The organism is Pusillimonas caeni (genome assembly GCF_003545815.1).
In the GTDB taxonomy this organism is placed as follows: domain Bacteria; phylum Pseudomonadota; class Gammaproteobacteria; order Burkholderiales; family Burkholderiaceae_B; genus Pusillimonas; species Pusillimonas caeni.
The window spans coordinates 1-12,026 of record NZ_PDUW01000007.1 but is presented as its reverse complement, the minus strand read 5'-3'; the positions used below and the strand labels follow the sequence as shown (position 1 = coordinate 12,026).

Annotated in this window: 9 protein-coding genes and 1 tRNA gene; 8 read left to right on the top strand and 2 right to left on the bottom strand. The window is 64.0% G+C overall.

The window, feature by feature from the left end:
• Positions 1 to 847: 847 nt before the first annotated feature.
• The 7 genes from leuC to CSC67_RS15100 all read left to right on the top strand — a co-directional run bounded on the left by leuC (position 848) and on the right by CSC67_RS15100 (position 8,449).
• Complete coding sequence (leuC, locus tag CSC67_RS15130) at positions 848 to 2,251, top strand: 3-isopropylmalate dehydratase large subunit (protein WP_118995287.1); 1,404 nt, start codon at positions 848 to 850, stop codon at positions 2,249 to 2,251.
• 8 nt (positions 2,252 to 2,259) lie between these two features.
• Entirely contained in the window at positions 2,260 to 2,910 is a 651-nt protein-coding gene (gene leuD / locus CSC67_RS15125) for a 3-isopropylmalate dehydratase small subunit (protein ID WP_118995286.1), read from the top strand.
• Positions 2,911 to 2,946: 36 nt separating this feature from the next.
• On the top strand, positions 2,947 to 4,023 hold the full coding sequence (gene leuB, locus CSC67_RS15120; protein WP_118995285.1) for a 3-isopropylmalate dehydrogenase: 1,077 nt from the start codon (positions 2,947 to 2,949) through the stop codon (positions 4,021 to 4,023).
• Between the two features lie 38 nt (positions 4,024 to 4,061).
• Positions 4,062 to 5,192, top strand: coding sequence for an aspartate-semialdehyde dehydrogenase (gene asd / locus CSC67_RS15115; protein ID WP_118995284.1), 1,131 nt, complete (start codon positions 4,062 to 4,064; stop codon positions 5,190 to 5,192).
• A 38-nt stretch (positions 5,193 to 5,230) separates the two neighbouring features.
• Positions 5,231 to 6,859 (top strand): type IV pilus assembly protein FimV, encoded by a 1,629-nt coding sequence (locus CSC67_RS15110; RefSeq protein ID WP_167752917.1) that lies wholly within the window; start codon positions 5,231 to 5,233, stop codon positions 6,857 to 6,859.
• A gap of 14 nt (positions 6,860 to 6,873) precedes the next feature.
• Positions 6,874 to 7,689, top strand: a complete 816-nt coding sequence (truA, locus tag CSC67_RS15105) for a tRNA pseudouridine(38-40) synthase TruA (RefSeq protein ID WP_118995282.1) — start codon at positions 6,874 to 6,876, stop codon at positions 7,687 to 7,689.
• A 106-nt stretch (positions 7,690 to 7,795) separates the two neighbouring features.
• On the top strand, positions 7,796 to 8,449 hold the full coding sequence (locus tag CSC67_RS15100) for a phosphoribosylanthranilate isomerase (RefSeq protein ID WP_118995281.1): 654 nt from the start codon (positions 7,796 to 7,798) through the stop codon (positions 8,447 to 8,449).
• A gap of 59 nt (positions 8,450 to 8,508) precedes the next feature.
• Here CSC67_RS15100 and CSC67_RS15095 read toward each other — a convergent pair whose 3' ends face one another.
• Both CSC67_RS15095 and CSC67_RS15090 read right to left on the bottom strand, forming a co-directional pair.
• Positions 8,509 to 10,347: a bifunctional metallophosphatase/5'-nucleotidase gene (locus tag CSC67_RS15095; RefSeq protein ID WP_245220249.1), complete on the bottom strand. Its 1,839-nt coding sequence runs from the start codon at positions 10,345 to 10,347 to the stop codon at positions 8,509 to 8,511.
• A gap of 268 nt (positions 10,348 to 10,615) precedes the next feature.
• Positions 10,616 to 10,692, bottom strand: a tRNA-Val gene (locus CSC67_RS15090).
• 177 nt (positions 10,693 to 10,869) lie between these two features.
• Here CSC67_RS15090 and CSC67_RS15085 point away from each other — a divergent pair.
• Positions 10,870 to 11,805 carry an MBL fold metallo-hydrolase gene (locus CSC67_RS15085; RefSeq protein ID WP_209304337.1) on the top strand — a complete coding sequence of 312 codons (936 nt, stop codon included), beginning with the start codon at positions 10,870 to 10,872 and terminating at the stop codon, positions 11,803 to 11,805.
• Positions 11,806 to 12,026: the final 221 nt, after the last annotated feature.

Genomic DNA, 12,026 nt, shown 5'->3' with positions numbered 1-12,026 from the left:
TTATAACGGGTCGTCTTTGAGCTTTCTTGCTGCTGCCTCTTTGAAATTGGACGTTCTATTTTTGGGTTCTTGAGCCGGCGCGGGGCGGGCTCCTATTTTGGGCGCCGCTCGCTGCGGTCCGGCTTCGCCGGACTTCCCTCCTACCCTATCATTTTCGGGGCGCCCGCAGAACTCGCGGCGGCGGACCGGTGGTCCGCCAAGCGTGCCGCTCAGACAGCTGCGGGCTTGCCTCCCCGAAAATAACAGGGTACTCGGCTTGCTCGGACGTCGCCCAAAATAGGAGCCCGCCCCGCGCCTCATGGATTCGAAGGTTGCGGCGCGTGCCTCGCACGCAGACCGTCTCCTTGCTCCGATGCAATCCCTGTGATGCGGGGGTGTGCTTGGGCGGGCATTGGTGGGAGAGCCAGGCGCCGCTGAAGGGAGAGGGCATAAGCCCCGGACGAAGCGGACAGGTGTGCCCGGAGGGCCGACCGCCGCTGCCCGCCCAAGCACATCCCCGCAGCGCAGGGACGGGTTAAGAACAACGGGCCTCGCCACCAACGCAGGGACGGGCCAAGAACAAAGAGCCTCGTTACCAACGCAGGGACGACTCAAGGACAAAGAGCCTGTCAGACTAATCGCAACAAATTTTGCCAAATAGCGCGAGAGTGAGTCATAGCTCCGTAAGAGAGGAGAGGCCGCTTGAAAGGCAGGATATCACTTCTAGTACTAGTATATTAGCTCTTCTTGTACTAGGTTGAGATGCTGTCATAATAATCACCGTATCAAGTCTTTCCGTTGAAGCGTTTACGCTGCTTGCCAAGCTAGAGCACACGCCTTCAGCCATCACTTTTAATAGAGAAACCCTATGGCCAAGACCCTTTACGACAAGTTGTGGGACGCCCACGTCGTCGATCAGGACGCCGACGGCACCTGTCTTTTATATATCGACCGTCACTTGGTCCACGAAGTGACCAGCCCGCAGGCCTTCGAGGGGCTGACCCTGGCCGGGCGCGACCCGTGGCGGATAAGCGCCAACCTAGCGGTGGCCGATCATAACGTACCCACCACGGCGCGCAGCGAGGGTATACAAGACCCGATTTCGCGTCTTCAGGTCGACACCCTGGACGCCAACTGCGATACCTTCGGCATCACCGAATTTCGCATGAACGATGTGCGCCAGGGCATTGTGCACGTCATCGGCCCCGAGCAGGGCGCGACGCTGCCGGGCATGACCGTCGTCTGCGGCGATTCGCACACCAGCACTCACGGCGCCGTGGGCGCGCTGGCCTTCGGCATCGGCACGTCGGAAGTCGAGCACGTATTGGCCACGCAGACCCTGCTCATGAAGAAGAGCAAGAACATGCTCATCAAGGTCGACGGCAGCCTGCCTTTCGGCTGTACGGCCAAGGACCTGGTCCTGTTCGTCATCGGCAAGATCGGCACGGCGGGCGGCACGGGCTATGCCATCGAGTTCGGCGGCTCGGCCGTGCAAGAGCTGTCCGTGGAAGGACGCATGACGGTCTGCAATATGGCCATCGAGGCGGGCGCGCGTTCGGGCATGGTGGCCGTCGACGACAAGACCATCGAATATTTCCGCGGCCGGCCCTACGCGCCCACGGGCGAAATGTGGGACCAGGCCGTAGAGTACTGGAAGACGCTGCATAGCGACGAAGGCGCGCATTTCGATCGCGTCATCGAGCTGGACGCCGCCGAGATCACGCCGCAGGTCAGCTGGGGCACCTCGCCCGAGATGGTGCTGTCGGTGGATGCGCAAGTGCCCGATCCGGCCAGCGAGAAGGACGAAGTCCGGCGTGCCGGCATGGAGCGCGCCCTGCAGTACATGGGGCTCGAAGCCAATACGCCCATGACGGACATCCGCATCGACAAGGTTTTTATCGGTTCGTGCACCAATTCGCGCATCGAAGACCTGCGCGCCGCCGCCGAAGTGGTGCGCGGCAAGAAGGTGGCCGGCAACGTCAAGCAGGCGATGATCGTGCCGGGTTCGGGCCTGGTCAAGCGGCAGGCCGAGCAAGAAGGCCTGGACAAGGTTTTCGTCGAAGCGGGCTTCGAATGGCGCGAGCCGGGCTGTTCGATGTGCCTGGCCATGAACGCCGATCGCCTCGAGCCGGGCGAGCGCTGCGCCTCCACCTCGAACCGTAACTTCGAGGGACGCCAGGGGCAGGGCGGCCGCACCCACCTTGTCAGCCCCGCCATGGCGGCCGCGGCGGCTGTCGCCGGCCACTTCGTCGACGTCCGGAATTTTCGATAGGAAAGCTCATGCAAGCATTCACCACTCACAAAGGCCTGGTGGCCCCGCTCGACCGCGAGAACGTGGACACCGACCTGATCATTCCCAAGCAGTTCCTCAAGTCGATCAAGCGCACGGGCTTCGGCCCCAATCTGTTCGATGAGCTGCGCTACCTCGATCACGGCGAGCCGGGCATGGACAACTCCAAGCGTCCGCTGAACCCGGAGTTCTCTTTGAACAAGCCGCGCTATCAGGGCGCCTCGATTCTGCTGACGCGCAAGAACTTCGGCTGCGGCTCGAGCCGCGAGCATGCGCCCTGGGCGCTGGACCAGTACGGCTTTCGCGCCATCATCGCGCCCTCGTATGCCGACATCTTCTTCAACAACAGCTTCAAGAACGGGCTGTTGCCCATCGTGCTGTCCGAGGACGAGGTTTCGCGCCTGTTCGAAGAGCTCTATGCCAACGAGGGCTATACGCTGAATATCGATCTGCCGCGCCAGGTCGTGGTAACGCCCGAGGGGCGGGAAATCGCTTTCGAGGTCGAGCCGTTCCGCAAGCACAGCCTGCTCAACGGGCTGGACGAGATCGCCACCACCTTGCAAAAGGCCGACAAGATCCGCGCCTTCGAGGGCGAGCGCCTGAGCCGCCATCCCTGGCTGGCGGGCACTCCGCAGGCATAGCGGCCGTTCAATTCAAACAAAGCAACTGGGAAACCCATGACATACAAGATTGCAGTATTGCCGGGCGACGGCATTGGCACCGAGATCACCGAACAGGCGGTGCGTGTCCTGACGGCGCTGGGCCTGGACCTCGACCTGCAGACCCAGCCGGTGGGCGGCGCGGCCTACGACGTGTACGGCCACCCGCTGCCGCCGGTGGTGCTCGACCTGGCCAAAAGCGCCGACGCCATTCTGTTCGGCGCGGTGGGCGACTGGAAGTACGACACGCTGGCCCGCGAACTTCGCCCCGAGCAGGCCATATTGGGCCTGCGCAAGGCGCTGGGGCTGTTTGCCAACCTTCGCCCCGCCATTCTGTATCCCCAACTGGCCAATGCATCCTCGCTCAAGCCCGAGGTCGTGTCGGGACTCGATATTCTGATCGTTCGCGAACTGACGGGCGACATCTACTTCGGCCAGCCGCGCGGCGTGCGCGAAGTGGCCGAGGGCCCGTTCAAGGGCGAGCGCCAGGGCTTCGACACCATGCACTACGCCGAAAGCGAAGTGCGCCGCATCGCCCACGTGGCCTTCCAGGCTGCGCAAAAGCGCAGCAAGAAGCTGTGCAGCGTCGACAAGTCCAACGTGCTCGAGACCTCGCAGTTCTGGCGCGAGATCATGATCGAGGTCGCCAAAGAGTACCCCGACGTGGCCCTGACCCATATGTACATCGACAATGCGGCCATGCAGCTGGTGCGTGCGCCCAAAGAGTTCGACGTCATCGTAACCGGCAATCTGTTCGGCGACATCCTGTCCGACGAGGCCGCCATGCTGACCGGCTCCATCGGCATGCTGCCCTCGGCCTCGCTGAATTCGGCCAGCCAGGGGCTGTACGAGCCCAGCCACGGCTCGGCGCCCGACATCGCGGGCAAGAACCTGGCCAACCCGCTGGCCACCATCTTGTCGGCCGCCATGCTGCTGCGCTATTCGCTGGGCGAGGCCGAGCAGGCCGACCGCATCGAGGCAGCGGTGCAGCGCGTGCTCGAGCAGGGCTTGCGTACCGTGGACATCCACGAAGAAGGCCTTACCAAGGTGTCCACCTCCGAAATGGGCGACGCGGTGTTGAAGGCGCTAAAATAATGGCTGTTGTTTTCTGATCTTTCATAAAAGTGAGCCATATGACCCAGGCAGTAGGTTTGGTCGGCTGGCGTGGCATGGTGGGTTCCGTCCTCATGCAGCGCATGCGCGACGAGAACGATTTTGCTCTTTTCGAGCCCGTCTTTTTTTCCACCAGCAACGCCGGCGGCAAGGCGCCCGCCTGGGCCGAAGGCGCGGGCGCGCTGCAGGACGCCTATGACATCGAGGCCCTCAAGAAGCTGCCCATCATCGTCACCGCCCAGGGCGGCGACTACACCACCGCCGTCTATTCCAAGCTGCGCTCGGCAGGCTGGGACGGCATCTGGATCGACGCGGCCAGCACGCTGCGCATGGCCGACGACGCCATCATCGTGCTCGACCCGGTCAACCGTCCGGTCATCGACGCCGCCCTTCAGCGCGGCATCAAGAACTTCGTCGGCGGCAACTGCACGGTCAGTTGCATGCTAATGGGCCTGGCCGGCCTGTTCAACAATGACCTGGTCGAGTGGATGACCAGCATGACCTACCAGGCGGCTTCCGGCGGCGGCGCTCAGCACATGCGCGAGCTGCTCACCCAGTTCGGCCTGCTCAACGAGTCGGTCAAGACGCTGCTCGACGATCCCGCTTCGGCCATTCTCGAGATCGACCGCGGCGTGCTCGGCAGGCAGCAGCATGCCGAACTGCCCCGCGACCATTTCGGCGTCCCCCTGGCGGGCAGCCTCATTCCCTGGATCGACAAAGATCTGGGCAACGGCGTGTCGCGCGAAGAATGGAAGGCCGAGGCCGAGACCAACAAGATCCTGGGGCGCGGCGAGGCCTTCGGCACCGCGCCCACGCCCATCGACGGCTTGTGCGTGCGCATCGGCGCCATGCGCTGCCACAGCCAGGCGCTCACCATCAAGCTCAAGCGCGACGTGCCCCTGGACGAGATCTCCGATCTGCTGCGCGAAGGCTCCAAGTGGGCCAAGGTGGTGCCCAACGAGCGCGATGCCACCATGCAGCAATTGACGCCGGTAGCCGTAACGGGTACTTTGGATATTCCCGTGGGGCGCCTGCGCAAAATGTCCATGGGTTCCGAATACCTCAGCGCTTTCACCGTCGGCGATCAACTGCTGTGGGGCGCGGCCGAGCCGCTGCGCCGTATGCTGCGCATTACTTTGGGCGAATTGTAAATATGCGGAAGACTTGTTGTGGGGCCGGCAAAACACCGTTGATCCAGGCCACGCCCGTAGCCCTCGCCCTGGCGGCGATACTGGCGGCATGGACGCCGGCCCACGCAGCAAGCATTGGCCATTCGCGCCTGGTTTCAGCGCCCGGCCAACCCCTGCACATCAATGTTCCCCTTCGCGAGCTCAGCCAGGCCGATCTGCAATCGCTGCGGGTCAGCGCAGCGCCCGCCGCGGCCTGGCAGCAAGCCGGCCTGGTACCCCCGGTCGAGCTGTCCAGTTTGCGCTTCACCCTCGACAAGGGCTTCGCGCCCGACTCGCGGGTGGTCCAGATACGCTCCAGCCAGCCGTTCGACGGGCCGGTGGCCGACCTGCTGCTGCAGATCGATACGGCCGGCGGCAGCCAGCAGCATCAGGTCAGCCTGCTGACGCATTCCTCCCGGCCGAGCCCGACTGCTGCAGCGCAAACGGCATCCGCCGGTTCCGGCACAGCCGCATCCGGCGCCGCCGCCGGCTCTGCCCCGGCCGCGTCAGGGGCCATTTCAGTGCGCCGCGGCGATACGCTGTTCGCGCTCGCCCGGGCCAACGCGGTTGAAGGCGTGTCGGTGTACCAGATGATGATCGCGCTGCAAAAGGCCAATCCCCAGGCCTTCATCGACGGCAACATCAACCTCGTCAAGGCCGGCGCGACACTGGCCATCCCCGATTCTTCAGCGCTGCGCGCGGTGTCCGATCGCGAGGCAAGGCGCATCTTCCAGCAGCATGCCCAGGCTTACGCCAATTACCGGCAGGCCGTCGCGGCGCGCCGCGGCGAGGCCGTGCAGGGCGGTTCGGCGCAACAGGGGGCGGTATCCGGCGCCTCGGCGCGGGTAACGGCCAGCCCCGCCGCCGCTGCGGGCGACCAGGTCGTCCTGTCCAGCGGCAGTGCAAGCGATGCCGCGCGGGACGAGCAAGACGCCACCCGGCGTAACATCGACGAATCGCAGGCGCGGGTTTCGCAGCTCGAGCGCAATGTGCAAAGCCTCAACCAGGCCCTGCAGATGCAGGGCGAGGCGGCCAAAGAGGCCGTGCTCGATGGAGCGGCGGTCGTGGGCCAGACGTTGTCCGATGCCGCCACCAGCATCGGCGCTTCCCCGGAAGAGCCGGCCTCGCCGGAAAGCGCGGCGTCGAGCCCGGCGCAGCCGGCCGCATCCGGCGGCGCCTCCGGGACGGCCGCCGCAGAAGGTGCGGGCGGCAATGCTTCGGAACAGGCGGCCCCCGCCCAAAGCGGCGCTGCCGCGGCGGGTGAAACAGGCGTGGCACCCTCCGGGACCGCAGCGGTTCCAGGCCCCGGCCGCGCTGACGGGCCGCAGGGCGCCGAAGGCGGCGGCGCAGAAAGCGTTGCGCAGGCCGACGCCGGTCCGGCCTCGGCTCAAGACGACTCCAATCCTTCCACTTCCAGCAAGGCAGAACAACCCGTGTCGTGGCTTCAAGAGAACCTGTTGGGCGTCATTACCGCGGTATTGGCGCTGGTCGTGCTCATTATCGCCTGGGTCCTGCGCCGAGCCAGTGCCGCGCGCAGCGACGACGGCCAGGGCGGCGTTACCGAGGCCATGGTGCAAGAGCGCCTCGAAAAAATCGATCTCGATTTCGACAAGCCGCCCACCGACGGGCGTCCGCCTCATACCGCATAGCGGCAAAGACAGTTATGCCGCGCGTTGCCTTAGGACTGGCATACGATGGGGCGCCCTGGCAGGGATGGCAGACACAACCGGGCGGGCTGACCGTTCAAGACACCCTCGAGTCGGCGCTGGGCCAGTTCCTGGCCCATCCCGCGTCCACAATATGCGCCGGCCGCACCGATACGGGCGTCCACGCCCTGGAACAGGTGGTGCACGTCGACACGGCCGCGCAACGGCAGCCCGAGTCCTGGGTGCGGGGGCTGAACGCGCTGCTGCCCAGCAGCGTGGCGGTGCAGTGGGCCAGCGTCGTGGACGACGATTTCCATGCGCGGTTCTCGGCCTTGTCGCGTACTTATGTGTATCTCGTGCGGCAGGCCCGGGTGCGTTCGCCCATGATGCACGGGCGAGCGGGCTGGGTGTATCGGCCCTTGAGCCTCGAGCCGATGCAACGGGCGGCGGCATGCCTGCTCGGCGAGCACGACTTCAGCGCGTTCCGCTCATCCCAGTGCCAGGCGGCCAGCCCCGTCCGTACCTTGTACAGGCTGGACATCGAGCTGCAGGGCGAATTTTTCGTATTTGTCTTCCGGGCCAACGCCTTCCTGCATCATATGGTGCGCAATCTAATGGGGGCTTTGCTGTATATCGGGCAGGGCCGCCAAGAACCCGCCTGGGTCGACACGCTTTTGCAGCGGCGCGACCGCCGCCTGTCGGCGCCCACCTTCTCGCCCGCCGGCCTGTATCTGGCCGGCGTGGAGTATCCGGCGCGTTTCGGCCTGCCTCGCGCCGACCTGAACGAGCTGCTGGCGACGCACATGCTGCCTGTCGTCCGGTTCGAACGTTAAAATGTCCGCGTCAAGCTGCGTAGAACGCATCGCCCTCGGGCTTCGGCGAGGGCGGTTGTCCGGCCCTTCCATAATTTCATCGTCATCGTAAAAGGTTTTTTGCTTCATGCTACGAACCCGTGTCAAGATCTGCGGCATTACCCGCGTCCAGGACGTCGAAGCGGCCTGCGAAGCGGGCGCCGACGCGATCGGGCTGGTCTTTTATCCGAAGAGTTCCAGGTTGGTCAGCCTGGAACAGGCCCGCAGCCTGCGCTGTGCCGTGCCCGCCTTCGTCAGCGTCACGGCCCTGTTCGTGAATGTGCCTGAAGCCCAGGTGCGGCAGGTGCTCGAGCAAGTGCGGCCGGATGTCCTGCAGTTCCATGGCGACGAGACGCCGGAGTACTGTGCGGGCTTTGGCCATGCCTACATGAAGGCCTTCAGGGTGGGCGGCCCCGGGCTGGAAGACCCGCAGTCCGTGCTCGAAGCATGCCGACGCTATCCCCATGCGGCTGCGTGGCTGTTCGACAGCTATAGCCCGGGCTACGGCGGCAGCGGCCTTACTTTCGATATCGCTCTGCTCGATGAGGTGCGGCACGCTCCCGACAGCCGGCCCCTCGTTCTTGCCGGCGGACTCAGTCCGCTTAATGTCGCCGAAGCGGTGAAGACCGTGCGGCCTTATGCGCTGGACGTGTCCAGCGGTGTGGAAGAATCGGGCGGCATCAAGTCGGCGGAGAAAATGCAGGCCTTCATGCAGGAGGTCTGCCGCGCGTCGTTTTCCTGAGCGCTTGCCGAGGGCTGCCGGGCAGTCAATGATCCGACTGTCCGACGGCGGATTCAGGATCAGGGCGCGGCAATGAACGCCTGGGTGCTGTATTTTTCGGGCGGCAGGGGCCGCAAGCCCCGACCCGCGCCCGTCGATGCCCGGACATAATCCAGGAAAAGCTGGGTCGCATCCAACCCCACATCCACACGCTGGCCGTCCTGCAGGCGCTCGAAGGGCGAGTAATGATCTTTGCCCTCGGCGATGAAATCGATGGTGGCCACGGAATAGATACGGTCCGGATCCAAAGGCGCGTACCGCCCGTTTTGCTCCAGCACCTCCAGCCCGAACAGCCGGTCTCCTTCGGCGCGGCCCGCATCCACCCGCCAACGCATGCCGGCCGCATAGGGAAAGGCTCCGGTACTGGGGGGGTGGGCAAGCGCGGCATCGACGGCGCTTTCGAGCGCGGCCTTGAGCAGCGAGCCCGGAATCTTGAGCTGCACCAGAGTGTTCTTGAAAGGCAGCAGCGTGTGGACGTCCTTGACGGTCAGCGGCCCGGCCGGAAGGTCGATGCGCACGCCGCCGGCATTGATCACGGCGAGATCGGCATCGAAATAGGACTGCGCCCGCTCGAGATAAGCCTGCGCCACCAATTGTTGTGTGTCCCCGCCGTGCCGGGTGACCCGCGCGCTGGCATTGCAGGCATCGCCCTGGCTGGAGCGGCTGCGGTCGCCGCGCAGCCCGGGAACGCGGCGGGCGCACAGTGTTTCTTCCGTGCGGGCGACGATGACAGAGCCGTATTCGAGCTTGCGGGCTTGGTGCGGGGCCAGGGCCTTCTTCGCCTCGGCATCCGGACGGCTCATGCGCAAAGCGTCCGAACGGGCCACGTCGGCTTCGATCGCCTGTTTCTCCGCTGCGCTCAGGGCGCTGCGCTCGTCTTGAGCGCCTCGACGGAAATCATCGCCGATCAGAATGTGCGGCCGGCCTTCGCAGGCCAGCAGCTCGCCCGAGTCATCGAAGCGCAGTTTCAATTCACCCACCACGTAGGCATACTGGCCGGCCTGCGCGACGCATACGGTCTTGCCATCCAGGTCGGTGACGCGAGTGGGGTAGGGGCCGACGGGCGTCAGGCCGTAAGCCTTCAAGGCGGCGGGGCCGAGCAGGGTGTGCGAGTCTCCGCCCACGATGGCGTCCACCCCGCGCAGGCGGCGGGCCAGGGCGAGGTCGGCCTGATAGCCATAGTGCGTCTGGAGCACGATAATGTCTACGCCCTGTCGAGCCAGCGCATCGATTTCCGCCTGCGCGCTGGCGGCTTCATCCAGAAAGATGGTGCCCGGATCGGGGCGCGAGGCGTTGCGGGTCTTGTCGGCCACCGTGATGCCGACCAGGCCGATCCGGCGCCCGTGGCGTTCGACGATGACAGAAGGTTGTACCATGCCCGGCGCCCTGGACGGGTTCAGCGCCGAATCGGGGCCGAAGCGCACGTTGGCGCTGAGCACCGGCGTGTGGCAGCTTCCGCCGTGAAGCCGGTCGATGAAGCGTTTGAGCGCCGCGTCGCCATGATCGAACTCATGGTTGCCCAGCGTCATGGCATCGAAGCACACGGTGTTCATCAGGTCGGCGTCGGCCTGTCCGTCGGTCAGCGAGTAATAAAGATCGCCCGTGACGGCATCGCCGGTGTGAATCTTGATGGCCGCGCCGGCCGACTGCGCGGCAAGTTCTTTCATGGTCGAGGCGACCCGGGCGAACCCGCCCGCGGTCACCAGCACCCGTTCTCGCTGCGTGCCGCCCGTGTCGAGCATCAAGGGCATGGTGCTTTCGTCAAGGTGCGAATGATGATCGTTGATATGGAGAAGCGTCAGCTCGTAGACATTTTCCCCGCCCTTTGCGGACGCGACGGCCGGGTCCGGCGGGTTCATACCGGAACACGCGGCGAGAGTCAGCAGTGCGCCAACGCTCACAACCCGTGCAATGCGGGCGGCCAATGAAGAAGGAGGAAGGGGGGAGGGCTGCATGAGGGCAAAACGCTTCAGACGGGACGTGCTGGATGCTGAAGCAATACAGCGCCGGCGTCAACCATGCGGGGACGCCGCAAGGGCATGTCGCGCGGCCCGGACGGATACGTGGCGCGTGCCCCGAGAGGCAATAAAAAAGCCGCTTCTGACCAAGAAGCGGCTTTTCATATTCTGGTAGGCAGTACTGGATTCGAACCAGCGACCTCTACGATGTCAACGTAGCGCTCTAACCAACTGAGCTAACCGCCTAGAAAGAACGAAACTATAGCGTATTTTTTCTATGTTTGCAAATGTAGGATAGCTTGCTTTAAGTTTTTCATCAGCCACGTTCGTTCAAATATGAACGATACGTTTAAAAACATGACATTTTATCGGTACTCTCCTATACTTTCCGGGCAACGCCACATTAGAAATAGGAGGAAGACCTTGAAACTCGCTAATCTTTTGGTCGCCGCGGCTCTGGCGCTAACCGGCATGACTGCGCAGTCGGCGCCTGCCGCCGAAGAGCGGGATGCGTCCGACCTACGGGTGCATCTATTGGGCACGGGCAGTCCCTTGCCCGAGACTTTCCGTTTCGGGCCATCGACGCTTATCGAAGCCGGTGGGAAGAAATACCTGTTCGATGCCGGGCGCGGCGTCATTCAGCGCCTGTATACGCTGGGCATTCCCTTCAACGAAGTCGATAAGCTGTTTCTGACCCATCTGCACTCCGACCACACCATCGGCGTTCCCGATTTGTATCTGACAGGCTGGGTGCGGGGACGCAAGGTGCCCTTGCAGGTCTGGGGACCTGAGGGTACGGCGAGGATGATGAACAGGCTGGCCGAGGCGTTCGACTACGACATAAAAGTACGCCTGGATCAGAACCCCGGCTCCAAGGTGGACGCCGTCGACGTCGGGCCGGGTGTGGTCTATGAACAGGATGGCGTGAAAATCACCGCGTTCGCGGTCGACCACCCTCCGCTTGAATCGTCCTTCGGATACAAGTTCGAGTACCAGGGGCGCACCGTGGTCTTATCGGGCGACACGCGTTACAACGAAGAAGTCATCAAAAACGCCAAGGGTGCCGACCTGCTCGTGCACGAGGTCGCGGCGGCGTCCGACGAACTCATGAAGACCTCGCCCGTCATTCCCAAGATCCTGGCCAAGCATACTTTGCCCGAAGAAGCCGGCAAAGTGTTCACTGAAGCTGGCGTGCGCATGGCCGTGTATTCGCATATCGTGCTTTTCGACGTAACCGAGAAAGAGCTCGAAGCGCGCACGCGCAAGACCTACGACGGCCCGCTCGTGGTCGGCAGGGACTTGATGACGTTCGACATCGGCGACAAGATCACCGTCAGTACCACGGAGCCCAAAGAATAAGGGGCGGGTGAAAGTCGCTGATTCGCATCCAGTATTGGCTGCTGGAAGGTATCGGCGACTTTAGTCACGCGTGCCGCCGCCGTCGGCTCAAATTACGTACAGGTCGACGTATTCGTGGACCGGCATGGCTTCGAGCCGCGCCTGGTCCAGCGAGACATCCAGGATACGCGCTTGCTGCCTGGCCGCAAAGCGCCGGGCCAGGTTGGTGCGGAACTTGGCCT

Bases quoted from the DNA above. Each gene is read 5' to 3' on its own strand.
- leuC (WP_118995287.1), top strand. From the start codon at position 848: ATGGCCAAGACCCTTTACGACAAGTTGTGGGACGCCCACGTCGTCGAT.
- leuD (WP_118995286.1), top strand. From the start codon at position 2,260: ATGCAAGCATTCACCACTCACAAAGGCCTGGTGGCCCCGCTCGACCGC.
- leuB (WP_118995285.1), top strand. From the start codon at position 2,947: ATGACATACAAGATTGCAGTATTGCCGGGCGACGGCATTGGCACCGAG.
- asd (WP_118995284.1), top strand. From the start codon at position 4,062: ATGACCCAGGCAGTAGGTTTGGTCGGCTGGCGTGGCATGGTGGGTTCC.
- truA (WP_118995282.1), top strand. From the start codon at position 6,874: ATGCCGCGCGTTGCCTTAGGACTGGCATACGATGGGGCGCCCTGGCAG.
- CSC67_RS15100 (WP_118995281.1), top strand. From the start codon at position 7,796: ATGCTACGAACCCGTGTCAAGATCTGCGGCATTACCCGCGTCCAGGAC.
- CSC67_RS15095 (WP_245220249.1), bottom strand. From the start codon at position 10,347: ATGAACCCGCCGGACCCGGCCGTCGCGTCCGCAAAGGGCGGGGAAAAT.